Origin of the sequence: Stenotrophomonas sp. STM01, from assembly GCF_014852135.1 — a bacterium.
Lineage (GTDB): Bacteria > Pseudomonadota > Gammaproteobacteria > Xanthomonadales > Xanthomonadaceae > Stenotrophomonas > Stenotrophomonas capsici.
The window spans coordinates 949,054-963,741 of sequence record NZ_JACVBA010000001.1 but is presented as its reverse complement, the minus strand read 5'-3'; the positions used below and the strand labels follow the sequence as shown (position 1 = coordinate 963,741).

Sequence of the window (14,688 nt, the reverse complement as noted above, 5' to 3'; positions counted from 1 at the left end):
TGCCGCCATCCCGGACCTGATGCAGGTCCGGGATGGCGGCGGTGCATGGAGGACGGCGGGCCGTCGGCCGGCCGGCGCGTACGCGGGCGACCGTGTTACGCAACTGCAATGTTGTGCAGTGATGATCTGCGCGCTTTCATGCCGCGCCATCGGTGCGGCCCGGGCCGAACGGACTCATCACCTGCCAACCAAGGGCAACTCCATGCAGCTTCACCCTGTTTCACGTGTTTTCAATCGTTCCATCCGCACGCTGCCGCGCCGCTCGCTGCTGGCGCAGGCTTGCGCTCTGCTGGTCCTGCCGCTGGCCACACAGTCCGCGCTGGCGCAGGACGCCGCGCCAGGCGCCGAGCGCAGCGCGGCCACCGCGCTGGACACCATCACCGTCACCGCAGAGCGCCGCGAGCAGAACCTGCAGGACGTCCCGGTCTCGGTTGGCGTGGTCCAGGGCGAAGCACTGCGCAGCTATACCGAAGGCGCCGACGACACGCTGCTGGCGCTGTCCGGCCGGGTGCCGAGCTTCTATGCCGAGACCACCACCGGGCGCATCTTCCCGCGTTTCTACATCCGCGGCCTGGGCAACATCGACTTCTACCTGGGCGCCTCGCAGCCGGTGTCGATCATCCAGGACGACGTGGTGCTGGAGCACGTGGTGCTCAAGTCCAACCCCGTCTATGACGTGGACCAGGTGGAAGTGCTGCGCGGCCCGCAGGGGTCGCTGTTCGGGCGCAATACCACTGCCGGCATCGTCAAGTTCGACACGGTCAAGCCGAGCCAGGAGGGCAGCGGCCGGGTCAACGTCAGCTACGGCAGCTACAACACCGTGTCCATCGACGGCGGCATGGGCGGTGCGATCAACGACGTGCTGTCCTACCGCATCTCCACCCTGTACCAGCACCGCGACGATTGGGTGGACAACACCTACAGCGGCCCCAGTGCCGACGGCACTGTGACGCCGAAGAAGGACGCGATGGGCGGCTACGACGACCGCAACCTGCGCCTGCAGCTGCTGTTGCAGCCCAACGAGCAGTTCTCGCTGCTGGCCTCGGCGCACACCCGCGACTATGAAGGCACCTCGACCCTGTTCCTGCGCAATGCGCTGACCAAGGGCAGCAACCGCGTGGACGTGGCGCGTGACAAGGTGGCCTACGACGAAGCCGGCAACAACCCGCAGGCCTACAAGACCCACGGCGGATCGATCAAGGCGACCTATGACTTCGGTACCACCACGCTGACGTCGATCAGCGCCTACGAAACCACCTCCGGCTACAGCCGCGGTGATACCGACGGCGGCGCCGCGGCGGACTACCCGGTCGGTGGCGTGCCCAACGGGTACGGCCAGTCGATGGGACAGGTGCGCGACCTGGACCAGTTCACCCAGGAAGTGCGCCTGGCTTCCAACCGCACCGACCCGTGGTCATGGCAGGTGGGCGGGTTCTACTTCAATGGCCGCGACACCACCGATTTCTACCAGCGCGCCTGGTTCCTGCAGACGGCCGCGCACAATCCGAACAACTGGGTGCGCCTGCGCAACACCAACACCTCCTGGGCTGGTTTTGGCCAGGTGAGCTGGAAGGCGACCGACGCGCTGACCCTGACCGCCGGCATCCGCGCCACCAAGGACGAGAAGCGCACGCACCTGCTCAAGACCGCCGACACCGCCGCCGGGGCCGTGACCTACAAGGGGCGTCGCGATGTGGCGATGTCCGATACCCAGCCCAGCTGGGACCTGAGCGCGATGTACGAGGTCAGCCCCGAACTGAGCGTGTACGCCCGCGTGGCACGTGGCTTCCGTGGCCCGACCATCCAGGGCCGCTCGGCGGTGTTCAACGCCGATTTCACCACCGCCGATTCGGAAACCATCCTGTCCTGGGAAGCCGGCATCAAGAGCAGCCTGTTCGACAACCGCCTGCGCCTGAACGTCAGTGGCTTCACGTATGCGGTGGATGACATCCAGCTCAACGGCAACGACTCCAACGGCAACGGCGTGTTGTTCAACGCCGACAAGGCCCGGGCCTACGGCCTGGAGGCCGACCTGGACTGGCGCCCGATCCCGAACCTGTCGCTGACCGCCGGCCTGAGCCTGCTGCACAGCAAGATCCAGGACAAGCGCGTGTATGCGCAGGTCTGTGCGCTCAACGGCGTGGTGGTGTGCACGGTCAACGACCCGACCATCAAGATCGGCAGCAATGTCTACGCGCAGATCGACGGCAACCCGCTGCCGAACGCCCCCAGGTACAACCTCAATCTGGCCGCCCGCTACGACGTCCCAATGGGGGACGACGGTGCATTGTTCTTCGCCACCGACTGGAACAAGCAGGGGCAGACCCAGTTCGTGCTGTACAGCAGCGACGAGTTCCATTCCAAGGGCAACTTCGAAGGCGGCCTGCGCGTGGGTTACACCGGCGGCTACGGTGCCTGGGAAGTGGCGGCGTTCGCGCGCAACATCACCAACGAGAAGAACCTCAAGGGCGTGATCGAGAACTACATGGCCGCGGTGTACAACGAACCGCGCATCATCGGCGTCTCGTTCAACTACAACTGGCGATAAGTGTTCAACGGGGCCTGATGGCGACTCGCGTTTTTTAGCCCCTCTCCCGCGTGCGGGAGAGGGGTTGGGGTGAGGGCCCTGTGCGGAGGTATCGCCCCTGGACGGTGCTGGGAGCACGCTGAGCGCAGCTCCCTCATCCGCCTTGCGGGCGCCATTGTCTGCTTGAGCCCCTCTCCCGCGAGCGGGAGAGGGGTTGGGGTGAGGGCGCTGTGCGGAGGTATCGCCCCTGGACGGTGCTGGAAGCACGCTGCGCGCAGCCTCCGCATCGGCCTTGCAGGCGCCGTTGTCTGCGTGAGCCCCTCTCCCGCGTGCGGGAGAGGGGTTGGGGTGACGGCACTCCGCGGAGGTATCGCCCCTGGACGGTGCTGGAAGCACGCTGCGCGCAGCCTCCGCATCGGCCTTGCAGGCGCCGTTGTCTGCGTGAGCCCCTCTCCCGCGTGCGGGAGAGGGGTTGGGGTGAGGGCACTTCGCGGAGGTATCGCATCTGGACGGTGCGGGAAGCACGCTGCGTGCAGCCTCCTCATCCGCCTTGCAGGCACCTTCTCCCGCCAGCGGGAGAAGGGAACCGCCAAAGCCAAAAGCAAACCAAGCCCTGCGAACGCCGGTTGGTTTACGCCATGCCGGCTCCGACCGTGGCGCGCACCGGGATGCCGGTCGGGTCGAAGTCCTCCAGGCAGAACACGTTGATGCCATAGAAGTCCGGCGTCACCCGCTTGCGGTGGAACGGGTAGATGCCGCAGGTGGCGCAGAAGTAATGGTGCGCGGTGCGGGTATGGAACTGGTACTCGACCAGTTGCTCCTGCCCGGACAGCAGTTCGAACGCGGATTCGTGCACCTTGACCATCAGCGCGTTCCGGCGCCGGCAGATGGAGCAGTCGCAGGTGGTCAGCTCGGGGAAGTCGGTCTGGATGCGGAAGCTGACCGCGCCGCAGTGGCAGCTGCCGCGGTAGGTCTGCAGGGGGCGGTGGGGCATGCGGGGCTCCGTTTGGGTCATGCTGCGCGCCGACGTGCCTGGCCGCGCGGGGCGGATCATACTGGCGCATCATCGGGCGTCATGGGAGAGGGTCGATGCGCGCATTCCTGAAAGGGCTGCTGGCCGTGGTGGTGGGCTTGGTCGTCGGCAGCGCGGTGAACATGGGGCTGATCCTGCTGGGCGCACGGGTGGTACCAGCGCCGGCGGGCGTGGATACCACCACCAGCGAAGGCCTGGCGGCGGCGATGCCGCTGCTGGGGCCGGCCCATTTCGTCTTTCCCTTCCTGGCCCACGCACTGGGCACGTTCGCCGGCGCGCTGCTGGCCACCTGGATCGTCGGCCGCGTGAGCCGGGTGCCGGCGGCCGTGATCGGCGTGCTGTTCCTGGCCGGTGGCATCGCCAGTTGCTTCATGCTGCCGGCGCCACGCTGGTTCGAGGCGCTGGACGTGGTGCTGGCCTACCTGCCATTCGCATGGCTGGGCTATCGCTTGGGACGACGACCGGTCTAGTCGATCAGGCGCGGCCGAAGCCGCGCCTCCACTACACGGCTCACGCGTGGGTGCGCGCGAGGTTGCCGCGGTTGTCGCGCAGCTCGCGTATCCACCACTGGTGCGGCGTGGCATCGCTGATGAAACGCAGGTGGGTGGCCATCGCCAGCAGGGCGCTGTCATCCGGGTCGAGCTGCTTCCAGGCGTAGCCCAGCAGGTCCGGGGCCTGTTCGGTGAACTCGAACCCGTCATGGTCGAACAGGAAGACCTTCCCGGCATCGGCGCCGTGGGTGGGTATCAGCAGGTAGTTGCCGGTGCGGGGTTCCTCGCCGACCACCAGCGCATCATCGGCCCATTCCGGCAGGTACTCCTCGCGTTCGTCTTCGGCCATGTCCTCGGTCCAGCCATCGAACCCGGAACGCAGCAGCGCCCACTCCGACGGCGCGGCGAGCCGCACGGCGGCTTCACCGCTGTCCTCGTCGCCGTAGAACAACACACCGCCGAACTGCCGGTAGAAGTCACGCAGGCCCGCCAGGTCAGGGACGCCTTCGATGCCTTGCGCCGGGGCCAGCCGATGGCGGAAGTCGATGGTGCGGGTGATGTTGGCATCGTCCAGTGCTTCACATAGGAACGTACCGTTGTGCGCGTCGATGGCATGGTGCAGCGCCTGGAGGGTGGTCATGGCTGTCCTTGGCGGTGTGGATAGGGCGCCGGTGGCTCAGGCGCGGTGGGACTTGGCATAGCTGTCGCGTTCGATCTCGACCAGTTGCACGCTGGTCTGCAGGGCATTGCCATTGGCCGGCACGGCCGCTTCCAGCGCTGCCAGCAAGGCCCGGGCGATCTCCTGACGAACCTGCAGCGAGCGCCCGGAGAGCAGGGACAGCGTCGCCGCCAGGAAGGCGCGGGGCGCGTTGTCGGTGCCAATGGCCACGCAGTCGAACGCCAGCGCACGGGTCTTGATGTCGGCCTCGTCGAAATGGCCGGTGGCGACCAGGGCGTGGTTCAAGCCGCGCAGCACGGCCGGGCTGATCGCGGTGCCGAGGTTGTCGCTGTATTCAAGGGTGAGATGTGGCATTCAGGACCTGGACGGGGCGGCGTGGAAGGAAGGCCTGCAGTATCGCCTGCGGCGGCCGGATCAATGCGCCGATGACGGCGTTGCCGGTGCAGGGCCGGTGGCGCGCGTCGCGCGATCCAGTGCACGGACAAGACGCTCGACCTGGGCATGTTCGTAGTGGATATGCGGCGGCGTGCCGGCGTTGGGCGCGGCGGCATCGGCGCGGCGCAGCACTGCCTGCAGCCCGCTGTTGGCCCCATAGCGGGGTGCGTCGATCTCCAGCGTGCGTGCCTCCGGCATGCCGTACAGGGCGCGATGGAGCATGATTGCATCGAGCAGGGTCAACGCCGGTCCGGGGTGCATGCCGTCTTCCGCATACCAGGGCAGGTCCGGCAGGTGCCGCGAGAGGTCGGCCAGGGTCTGCGAGATCTCGACGTATTCCGCACCGGCCTGGCGCGCGGCCGCGGCTTCCTTTTCCACCAGCGCGGCCGAGGCCTGCGCATTGGCCTGGTAGGTGCCCAGCACCAGCACGCGCGCCTGCACGGCGCGGGCGGCCTCGGCCAGTACCTGCAGCGCATGCTGCGACTGCTCGCACCGTTGCCGCCCGCCCAGGCAGAGCAGGTCGCCGCCGCGTTCCTGCAGCACCAGCACCTGCGGTCGTCGTCCGGCCAGCGCTGTCTGCACGCTGCCATCGGCCAGCCGCTCGCTGAGCGTGGCGCCGCCCTCAAGGATCATCTCGGCCTCGACCGCATGGCCGTTGGCCTGGGCCAGCGCGGCGAAGGTCGCCGGCAGGTTGCCGTAGTAGGTGAGGCTGTTGCCCACGAACAGGATGCGCTGGGGCGGCGCGGGCTGCACGGCGCAGGCCGGGGTGACGGCGGACAACCAGAGCGCGGCCAACAGGATCCATCTGCGCATTGCATGCTTCCCTTCAGGAGACCAGGCCGCTGTGACCCGGCTTACCAGTCGATGGTTCCCTGGATGACGGTCTGCACCTGGCCGCCGGACCAGACCTCGCCGTGGTCGTCGATGCTCAGCTCCAGCAAGGCGTCGTGGCCGACCTCGCGCCCCTGGCTGGCGGTGTAGCGCTTGCCGCTGCCGGGCAGGGCGCCACGTTCGTCCAGCCATGCCGCAAGCACGGCGTTGGCCGCGCCGGAGGCGGCGTCCTCGAAACGTCGACCGTTGCCGACGAAGGCGCGCACGACCAGCTGGTAGCCCTCGCCGCTGCTGCGGGCGTAGGCGAACACGCCCATCGCGCCGGTGGCCTCGGCCAGTGTGGCGATCGCCTCCCAGTCCGGTGCGAGGCCGCGCAGGCTGGCTTCGTCAGCCACCTCCACCACCCACCAGCGGCGGCCGCCCTCCATCAGCGCCGGCGGCAGTTCGCCCAGCGGCCAGCCATGGATTGCCGGTTGCAGGCGCGCGTCATCGGCGGTGGCCACTTCGGCCACCGAGGCACGCGGAGTGCGGATGGCGATGGTGCGCACGCCGTCCTGCGTGTGGATGCGCAGCGGCAGCTGGCCGGCGATGCCGTCCTGGATCAACTGGCCATCGACCGCCGCGGCGACGCCGGCTTCGAGTACCGCATGTGCGCTGCCGACGCTGGGGTGGCCGGCGAACGGCACTTCCTTCTGCGGCGCGAACATGCGGATGCGGTAACTGGCGCCGGGAACGGTCGGCGCACTGATGAAGGTGGTCTCGGGCAAGCGGGTCCAGCGGGCGATGGCCTGCATGGCGGCATCGTCCAGGCCGTCGGCGTCGAGCACGACCGCCAGCGGGTTGCCGGTGCCGGGGCGCGGTGCGAAGACATCAAGTTGCAGGAAGCGACGGGTGGTCATGGGCAATCCGTGGAGTAGCAATACGGTAGACAGCCCCTCTCCCGCGTGGCGGGAGCGGGGTGGGGGAGAGGGTGCGACATCACCACTCGATCTGGCCGGAGATCACCGGCTGCACCTCACCGCCGATCCAGATCTGGGAATCGATATCCACCTGCACCCGCACTTCGCCGTTACGGCCCAGTTCGCGTCCCTGGCTGGCCAGGTACTGGTCGCCGGGCTTGATCCGGCCCTGCGCGAGCAGGTGCGCGGCGACCAGCGCGTTGGCGCTGCCGGTCACCGGGTCCTCGTTGACGCCCACGCCGGGCGCGAAGGCGCGCACGACGTACTGGTAGCCCACGTCCGGGCGGTCGGCCGGGGCAAACACGGCCAGCTTGCCGCGCCCGGGCAGGGCGGCGATGGCCGCCAGCTCCGGGATGTAGCGGCGCAACGCGGCCTCGCTGGAGGCTTGCAGCAGCCACCAGTCCGGTCCGTTGTTCCACAGCACCGGGCTCTGGCCAGGATAGGCCAGGGTGGCCAGGCCATCGGGCAGGACCGGGACGGGCTGCTCGCGGCGCTCGGCCTGCGGGCTGCGGACCTTGATCTGGCGGAACCAGCGCCCGCCCTGCACGTGGACCGGCAGCATCCCGGCGGCGCACTGCTGCACCAGCCGGCCGTCCTCGTCCGGCGTGGCCAGGCCCAGTTCGACCGCCGCCCACGCCGCGCCCACGCTGGGGTGGCCGGCGAAGGGCAACTCGCCCTTCGGGGTGAAGATGCGGATGTGGTAACTGGCGCCCTCGTCCGGCGGCAGGAAGAAGATGGTCTCGGAGAGGTTCAGCCAGGCGGCGATGGCCTGCATGCCCTGGCTGTCCAGGCCGTCGCTGTCGACGATCACGCCCAACGCGTTGCCGGCGCCGGGACGGGCGGAAAACACATCCAGCTGCAGATAACGGCGTACGGCCATCGCGGGGGACACTCCAGGAAGGGGGCCGGGCAGCTTACCAGTGCAGGTTTGCCTGGATCACCCGCTGGACCTGGCCGCCGATCCAGATGTCACCCTGCGCCTCCACGCGGAGCTGCACCTGACCGTCGCGGCCGACTTCGCGGCCCTGGCTGGCGACATAGCAGCCATCGGTGCCCGGCAGTTGGGCGCGCTCCCGCAACCACGCCGCGATCAGTGCGTTGGCGCTTCCGGTGACCGGATCCTCGGGGACGTCAGGCGCATCGGCAGGGCAGAACGCGCGCACCACCAGCGCATGCGTCGGGCAGGGCTCGGGGGCGAACAGGGCCACGCCGGTGGCAGCGGTGGCGATGCTCCAGTCGCGCAGCGCGGCCATGTCCGCGACCAGCGCACGCAGGCTGGCGGCGTCGCGCGCCGGCAGCAGCCACCAGCGCGGGCCGTTGTCCCACAGCTCCGGCGACTGGCCGGCGGCGGCCAGTGCACGCAGTTGCGCGGGGACCGCCCCGGGGGGATCCGGCAGCCGTCGCGGTGGCGGGCTGGCCAACTCGATCAGCGGTGCCTGCGGCGGGCCGGACACCCGTACCGGCAGCCGACCGGCCGCGCATTGCTGGACCAGCAGGCCGTTGCGCGGGCGCACCCGCCCGCAGGTCAGCGCTGCCCATGCCGCCCCCACGCTGGGGTGGCCTGCGAACGGCAGCTCGCAGCATGGGGTGAAGATGCGGACGCGGTAACTGGCCTCGTCATCCGAGGGCAGCAGGAAGACCGTCTCGGACAGGTTCAGCCAGGCCGCGATGGCCTGCATGTCCTGGCTGTCCAGCCCATCGCTGTCGAGAACGACGCCCAACGGGTTGCCGGCGCCGGGCCGGGCGGAGAACACATCCAACTGCAGATAGCGGCGAACGGTCATTGCGGTGTGGGGAACAGGGCAGGCCAGCTTAGGCAAGCCGCACGTAAATGTCGCACCACGGGTGGGAGCGTCCTCGGCCGCGAAGCTGGCGAGGCATCGGTGTCCCGAATCGCGCAACCGGGGGATCCATCGGCTTCGCGCCCGAGGGCGCTTCTACGGGTTGGCTGTTCAGGTGGATGACCCGGATCGTTGCAAGTGCTACTTTCTTCGCCCCGGGAGGGGGCGGGCTGGAATGGTATCTCCCGAAATCAGCGGTCCGGCCCCATGGGCCTTGGCATAGAATCGGGGGTTCCGCCCGCATTGCCGGGTCTTTCTCCCACTGTGAACCTCCAAAGCCAATGTCCGCTTCCCCAATCGCTGATCGCTGGATCGTCCTCAAGTTCGGTGGCACCTCGGTGTCCCGTCGGCATCGTTGGAACACGATCGGGGAACTGGCGAAAAAACGTGCGGACGAGACCGGTGGGCGTGTTCTGGTGGTGGTGTCGGCGCTGTCCGGCGTCACCAATGAACTGACCGCCATCGCCGACGGCGCGGCAGACAGCCGTGAACGGGTGGCCGCGCTGGTCCAGCGCCACAACGACTTCCTCGCCGAGCTGGAGCTCGGCAGCGAGGTACTGGCCGAACGGCTGGCCGCGCTGCAGTCGCTGCTGGACGACCCGCGCGCCGCCAGCCGCCCGCTGGACTGGCAGGCCGAGGTGCTGGGGCAGGGCGAACTGCTGTCCTCGAGCATCGGTGCCGCCTACCTGCGCAGCAACGGCCTGGATTTCGGCTGGATGGACGCCCGCCAGTGGCTGCATGCGCAGCCGCCGGCACCGAACCAGACTGCCTGGTCGCAGCGCCTGTCGGTGAACTGCCAGTGGCAGGGCGATGCCGACTTCAAGCCGCGTTTCTCCGCGCAGCCCACGCGCATGCTGATCACCCAGGGCTTCATCTCGCGCCACGGCGATGGTGGCACCGCCATCCTGGGCCGTGGTGGCTCGGATACCTCGGCCGCGTACTTCGGCGCGCTGCTCGGTGCCAGCCGCGTGGAAATCTGGACCGACGTGCCGGGCATGTTCAGCGCCAACCCGAAGGACGTGCCCGACGCTCGCCTGCTGACCCGGCTGGACTACTACGAGGCGCAGGAAATCGCCACCACCGGTGCCAAGGTGCTGCACCCGCGCTCGATCAAGCCGTGCCGTGACGCCGGCGTGCCGATGGCCATCCTCGACACCGAGCGCCCGCACATGCCGGGCACCAGCATCGACGGCAACGCCGAGCCGGTGCCGGGGGTGAAGGCGATCAGCCGCCGCAACGGCATCGTGCTGGTGTCGATGGAAGGCATCGGCATGTGGCAGCAGGTCGGCTTCCTGTCCGACGTGTTCAACCTGTTCAAGAAGCACGGCCTGTCGGTGGACCTGATCGGTTCGGCCGAGACCAACGTGACCGTGTCGCTGGACCCGTCCGAGAACCTGGTCAACACCGACGTGCTGGCCGCGTTGTCGGCCGACCTGTCGGAGATCTGCAAGGTCAAGGTGATCGTGCCGTGCGCGGCCATCACCTTGGTCGGCCGTGGCATGCGCTCGCTGCTGTACAAGCTCTCCGACGTGTGGGCCACGTTCGGCAAGGAGCGCGTGCACATGATCTCCCAGTCGTCCAACGACCTGAACCTGACCTTCGTCATCGACGAGGCCGACGCCGACGGGTTGCTGCCGATCCTGCACGACGAGCTGATCGGCAGCGGCGCGATGCCGGTCTACGAAGAGCAGGTGTTCGGTCCGCGCTGGCGCGAGATCATCGGCACCATCCGCCCCCGGCAGACGCCGTGGTGGCAGGCGCCGCAGCAGCGCCAGAAGCTGCTGGAGCTGGCCGCACAGGGCACGCCGGCCTACATCTACGACCTGGACAAGGTGCGCGAGCGCGCCCGCCAGTTGAACGCCATCAGCGCCATCGACCGCCGTTTCTACGCGATCAAGGCCAACTCGCACCCGGACATCCTGCGCACCCTGGCCGCCGAAGGGTTCGGCCTGGAATGCGTGTCGCAAGGGGAAGTGGAGCTGGTGTTCGCGGCGGTGCCGGACCTGGCGCCGGAGCGCGTGCTGTTCACCCCGAGCTTCGCGCCGATCAGTGAGTACGCCGCGGTGCTGGCGCGCGGTGTCAATGTCACCATCGACAACGTCGAGCTGCTGCAGCACTGGCCGGAGGTGTTCCGCGGCCGCAAGCTGTGGGTGCGCATCGACCTGGGCCATGGCGACGGCCACCACAAGAAGGTCAACACCGGCGGCAAGGATTCCAAGTTCGGCCTGTCGGCGCTGCGCGTGGACGAGTTCATCGCCGCCGCGCGCGCGCTGGATATCCGCATCACCGGCGTGCACGCGCACCTGGGCAGCGGCATCGAGAACGCCGGCCACTGGCAGCAGATGGTCGATGAAATGGCCGGTTTCGCGCGCCGCATCGGCAGCGTGGAGATCCTGGACATCGGCGGTGGCCTGCCGGTGCCGTACAGCGACGACGACGAGCCGTTCGACCTGGACGCCTGGGCCACCGGCCTGGCCGCGATCAAGGCGGTGCACCCGGCGTTCCAGCTGGCGGTCGAGCCCGGCCGCTTCATGGTGGCCGAGTCCGGCGTGTTGCTCACCCATGCCTCGCAGGTGGTGGAGAAGGACGGCGTGCGCCGCGTCGGCCTGGATGCCGGCATGAACGCCCTGCTGCGCCCGGCGCTGTACGACGCCTGGCACGACATCGCCAACCTGTCGCGGCTGGACGATGCGCGTGATGTTGATTTCAGCGTGGTCGGCCCGATCTGCGAATCCAGCGACGTGTTCGCGCAACGCGTGAAGCTGCCCGGCGCCACCGCGCCGGGGGACGTGATGCTGATCGCCGATGCCGGTGCCTATGGTTTCAGCATGGCCAGTACCTACAACCAGCGCGTCCTGCCGCGCGAAGGCGTGGTCAATGCCTGACGCCCACCTCTTTTTGTCGTCCCGCCGCGCGCCCGCGCGAAAACGGTTCGTTTGATTCGGATACGCCATGACAGCTTTTGATAAACACCAGGTTTCCCGTTTCCGCTTCGTCCGCTGCGATTTCGCCGCGGACACCGGCGTGGCGCGGCTGGTCTACGCCTTCGACGACGGCCCGGAGATGACCGAGACCGTCACCGTGCCGGGTGCACCGTTCCAGCTGGAGGGCGAACGCGCCGCAGCCGTGCAGCGTGCCTTGCAGCTGCTGCACCTGATCGCCGGCGTGAGTTACTACAAGGCTGGCGTACCCGCGCAGGTCAGCATCGACAGTTATGCCATCGATGCCGACACCGCCGCACTGGTGGAAACCGTCTATCTCAACGGCCTGGGGGAGTTCGCCTACCGCAATGGCCTGAACCTGCGCGGCAGGTTCAAGCTGCCAGTGAATGAGTCCCTCTCCCTGCGGGAGAGGGGTTGGGGAGAGGGCAGCAAAGCCAATGATCTCAACCTCACCCACCATGCCCTGGTCGCCATCGGCGGCGGCAAGGATTCGCTGGTCAGCATCGAAGCCCTGCGCAATGCCGGCGTGGCCGAAACCGTCACCTGGATCGGTGGCTCGCAGCTGATCCGCGCCTGTGCCGAACGCACCGGCCTGCCGATGCTCAACATCGGCCGCACGCTCGCCCCGGAGCTGTTCGAGCTCAATCGCCAGGGTGCATGGAACGGGCATATCCCGGTCACCGCGGTGAACTCGGCGATCATGGTGCTGGCCGCGCTGGTACAGGGCGTGGACCAGGTGGTGTTCTCCAACGAGCGTTCGGCCAGCTACGGCAGCCAGATCGCCGGCACCGGCGAGGTCAACCACCAGTGGTCCAAGGGCTGGGCCTTCGAGAAGGCGTTCGGTGAGTACGTGCAGCAGCACGTGGCCGCCGACCTGCAGTACTACTCATTGCTGCGACCGCTCTCGGAACTGGCGGTAGCCCGCCAGTTCGCCAGGACCGATTTCTACGACGCGCATTTCTCCAGCTGCAACCGCAACTTCCACATCCTCGGCGAGCGCCCGGTGAACCGCTGGTGCGGCGTGTGCCCCAAGTGCCACTTCGTGTTCCTGGCGCTGGCCCCGTTCATGCCCAAGACGCGCCTGGTGCGCATCTTCGGCCGCAACCTGCTCGATGACAGCGAGCAGGCCGGCGGCTACGACGCGCTGCTGGAGTTCCAGGACCACAAGCCGTTCGAATGCGTGGGCGAGGGCAAGGAATCGCGCGCGGCGATGGCCACCCTGGCCGCGCGTCCGGAATGGAAGGAAGACGTGTTGGTGAAGCGTTTCGCCAACCTGATCCAGCCGACGCTGTCGGCGGAAGAATTGAAGATCGAGCCGTTGCTGGTCATCGACGGCGAACACCGCATCCCGGCAGCACTGTGGGAGCGTCTGCGTGCGAATTTCGCAGCTTGACGGCAAGCGTGTCGCGCTGTGGGGCTGGGGGCGTGAGGGCCGTGCCGCGTTCGCGGTACTGCGCCAACGCCTGCCACGGCTGTCGCTGACGCTGTTCTGCCCGCTGGCCGAGGCCGAGCAGGCGCGTGCCGAGACCGCTGGCGCGCTGCAGGTGGAAACCGACATCACGGGCGCGGCACTGTCGCGCTTCGAGGTGGTGATCAAGTCACCGGGCATCAGCCCGTACACACCCGCGGCGCAGCAGGCCAGCGCGCAGGGCACGCAGTTCATCGGCGGTACCTCGCTGTGGTTCAGCGAACACGCCGATGCCGACGGCAACCTGCCCAACACGGTGTGCGTGACCGGCACCAAGGGCAAAAGCACCACCACCTCGCTGCTGGCGCACTTGCTGCGCGCGGCGGGGCATCGCACCGGCCTGGTGGGCAACATCGGCTTGCCGCTGCTGGAAGTGCTGGACCCGCAGCCGGCGCCGGACTACTGGGCGGTGGAGCTGTCCAGTTACCAGACCGGCGAAGTGGCGCGCAGCGGCGCGCGCCCGGACGTGGCGATCGTGCTGAACCTCTTTCCCGAGCACTTGGACTGGCACGGCAGCGAGCAGCGCTACATCGACGACAAGCTGTCGCTGGTGACTGGCGGGCATCCGCGTGTCGCGGTGCTCAACGCCGCCGACGAACACCTGCGCGCGCTGCAGCTGCCGCATAGCCAGATCGTGTGGTTCAACCAACCCGAGGGTTGGCACATGGTGGGCGAGGTGGTGCATCGCGGTGCGCAGCCAGTGTTCGATACCTCGAACACGCCACTGCCGGGGCGTCATAACCGCGGCAACCTGTGCGCGGTGCTGGCCGCGCTGGAAGCGATGGGCCTGGATGCGATGGCCTTGGCCCCGGCGGTGCAGGGCTTCCGTCCGCTGCCCAATCGCCTGCAGACGCTGGGCGAGCGCGACGGGTTGCGTTGGGTCAATGATTCGATCAGCACCACGCCGCATGCCTCGCTGGCCGCGCTGGACTGCTTCGCCGGGCAACGCATCGCGCTGCTGGTTGGCGGGCATGACCGCGGCGTGGACTGGCACGATTTCGCCGCGCACATGCGCGACGACGCGCCGGTGGAGATCGTGACCATGGGCGCCAATGGCCCGCGCATCCACGCCCTGCTGCAGCCCTTGGCCGATGAGGGCCGGTTTGGCCTGCATGCCGGCGGCGACCTGCCGCATGCGGTGGAACTGGCGCGTGATGCGCTGGGTACACAGGGCGGGGTGGTGTTGCTGTCGCCGGGTGCGCCGAGTTTCGGTGCCTACAAGGACTACGTGGCGCGTGGTCGTCATTTCGCTGAATTGGCCGGGTTTGATCCGGACCTGATCAGCGCGATTCCGGGATTGGGCGTGGGCTGAGCGGGGCGCTGGCTTCTTGGGCCAGAAGCTTCCCCTCACCCCAACCCCTCTCCCGCAGGCGGGAGAGGGGCCAGTGCGCTACGAGCCGCAGCAATCGGAGCCCCTCTCCCGTTCACGGGAGAGGGGTTGGGGTGAGGGCCGCGTTTGCCCGTAGACTCCGCGACACAACC

Annotated in this window: 12 protein-coding genes; 5 read left to right on the top strand and 7 right to left on the bottom strand. The window is 68.3% G+C overall.

Annotation, left to right across the window (positions count from 1 at the left end; translation table 11 throughout):
• Positions 1 to 202: 202 nt before the first annotated feature.
• Positions 203 to 2,548, top strand: coding sequence for a TonB-dependent receptor (locus tag IB227_RS04375; protein ID WP_192286452.1), 2,346 nt, complete (start codon positions 203 to 205; stop codon positions 2,546 to 2,548).
• Positions 2,549 to 3,158: 610 nt separating this feature from the next.
• Here IB227_RS04375 and IB227_RS04370 read toward each other — a convergent pair.
• A complete protein-coding gene (locus IB227_RS04370; RefSeq protein ID WP_192286451.1) occupies positions 3,159 to 3,521 on the bottom strand; it encodes a GFA family protein in 363 nt (120 codons plus the stop codon).
• A gap of 95 nt (positions 3,522 to 3,616) precedes the next feature.
• Here IB227_RS04370 and IB227_RS04365 point away from each other — a divergent pair, with 95 nt between their 5' ends.
• Positions 3,617 to 4,030, top strand: coding sequence for a hypothetical protein (locus IB227_RS04365; protein WP_192286450.1), 414 nt, complete (start codon positions 3,617 to 3,619; stop codon positions 4,028 to 4,030).
• 40 nt (positions 4,031 to 4,070) lie between these two features.
• On the opposite strand, the gene IB227_RS04360 is transcribed toward IB227_RS04365, so the two are convergent.
• From IB227_RS04360 to IB227_RS04335, 6 genes are all read right to left on the bottom strand, one after another.
• The gene (locus IB227_RS04360) at positions 4,071 to 4,691 is read right to left on the bottom strand and encodes an SMI1/KNR4 family protein (protein WP_192286449.1); all 621 of its coding nucleotides are present in this window, start codon (positions 4,689 to 4,691) and stop codon (positions 4,071 to 4,073) included.
• A gap of 36 nt (positions 4,692 to 4,727) precedes the next feature.
• On the bottom strand, positions 4,728 to 5,084 hold the full coding sequence (locus IB227_RS04355) for a 5-carboxymethyl-2-hydroxymuconate Delta-isomerase (RefSeq protein ID WP_192286448.1): 357 nt from the start codon (positions 5,082 to 5,084) through the stop codon (positions 4,728 to 4,730).
• A 60-nt stretch (positions 5,085 to 5,144) separates the two neighbouring features.
• Positions 5,145 to 5,978 carry an SGNH/GDSL hydrolase family protein gene (locus IB227_RS04350; RefSeq protein WP_192286447.1) on the bottom strand — a complete coding sequence of 278 codons (834 nt, stop codon included), beginning with the start codon at positions 5,976 to 5,978 and terminating at the stop codon, positions 5,145 to 5,147.
• A gap of 41 nt (positions 5,979 to 6,019) precedes the next feature.
• Positions 6,020 to 6,895, bottom strand: a complete 876-nt coding sequence (locus tag IB227_RS04345; protein WP_192286446.1) for a PhzF family phenazine biosynthesis protein — start codon at positions 6,893 to 6,895, stop codon at positions 6,020 to 6,022.
• A gap of 79 nt (positions 6,896 to 6,974) precedes the next feature.
• Entirely contained in the window at positions 6,975 to 7,835 is an 861-nt protein-coding gene (locus IB227_RS04340; RefSeq protein ID WP_192286445.1) for a PhzF family phenazine biosynthesis protein, read from the bottom strand.
• Between the two features lie 34 nt (positions 7,836 to 7,869).
• Entirely contained in the window at positions 7,870 to 8,739 is an 870-nt protein-coding gene (locus IB227_RS04335; RefSeq protein ID WP_192286444.1) for a PhzF family phenazine biosynthesis protein, read from the bottom strand.
• A 338-nt stretch (positions 8,740 to 9,077) separates the two neighbouring features.
• Between IB227_RS04335 and IB227_RS04330 the strand changes: the two genes are divergently transcribed.
• The 3 genes from IB227_RS04330 (at position 9,078) to murD (ending at position 14,518) form a co-directional block, all read left to right on the top strand.
• Positions 9,078 to 11,681: a bifunctional aspartate kinase/diaminopimelate decarboxylase gene (locus IB227_RS04330; RefSeq protein ID WP_192286443.1), complete on the top strand. Its 2,604-nt coding sequence runs from the start codon at positions 9,078 to 9,080 to the stop codon at positions 11,679 to 11,681.
• A 67-nt stretch (positions 11,682 to 11,748) separates the two neighbouring features.
• A complete protein-coding gene (gene murL / locus IB227_RS04325) occupies positions 11,749 to 13,131 on the top strand; it encodes a UDP-N-acetyl-alpha-D-muramoyl-L-alanyl-L-glutamate epimerase (RefSeq protein WP_192286442.1) in 1,383 nt (460 codons plus the stop codon).
• A complete protein-coding gene (gene murD / locus IB227_RS04320; RefSeq protein WP_192286441.1) occupies positions 13,112 to 14,518 on the top strand; it encodes a UDP-N-acetylmuramoyl-L-alanine--D-glutamate ligase in 1,407 nt (468 codons plus the stop codon). The genes murL and murD overlap by 20 nt, the downstream gene beginning before the upstream one ends.
• Positions 14,519 to 14,688: the final 170 nt, after the last annotated feature.

Excerpts from the sequence above, each read along its gene's own strand:
- IB227_RS04375 (WP_192286452.1), top strand. The coding sequence starts at position 203 with ATGCAGCTTCACCCTGTTTCACGTGTTTTCAATCGTTCCATCCGCACG.
- IB227_RS04370 (WP_192286451.1), bottom strand. The coding sequence starts at position 3,521 with ATGCCCCACCGCCCCCTGCAGACCTACCGCGGCAGCTGCCACTGCGGC.
- IB227_RS04365 (WP_192286450.1), top strand. The coding sequence starts at position 3,617 with ATGCGCGCATTCCTGAAAGGGCTGCTGGCCGTGGTGGTGGGCTTGGTC.
- IB227_RS04360 (WP_192286449.1), bottom strand. The coding sequence starts at position 4,691 with ATGACCACCCTCCAGGCGCTGCACCATGCCATCGACGCGCACAACGGT.
- IB227_RS04355 (WP_192286448.1), bottom strand. The coding sequence starts at position 5,084 with ATGCCACATCTCACCCTTGAATACAGCGACAACCTCGGCACCGCGATC.
- IB227_RS04350 (WP_192286447.1), bottom strand. The coding sequence starts at position 5,978 with ATGCGCAGATGGATCCTGTTGGCCGCGCTCTGGTTGTCCGCCGTCACC.
- IB227_RS04345 (WP_192286446.1), bottom strand. The coding sequence starts at position 6,895 with ATGACCACCCGTCGCTTCCTGCAACTTGATGTCTTCGCACCGCGCCCC.
- IB227_RS04340 (WP_192286445.1), bottom strand. The coding sequence starts at position 7,835 with ATGGCCGTACGCCGTTATCTGCAGCTGGATGTGTTTTCCGCCCGTCCC.
- IB227_RS04335 (WP_192286444.1), bottom strand. The coding sequence starts at position 8,739 with ATGACCGTTCGCCGCTATCTGCAGTTGGATGTGTTCTCCGCCCGGCCC.
- IB227_RS04330 (WP_192286443.1), top strand. The coding sequence starts at position 9,078 with ATGTCCGCTTCCCCAATCGCTGATCGCTGGATCGTCCTCAAGTTCGGT.
- murL (WP_192286442.1), top strand. The coding sequence starts at position 11,749 with ATGACAGCTTTTGATAAACACCAGGTTTCCCGTTTCCGCTTCGTCCGC.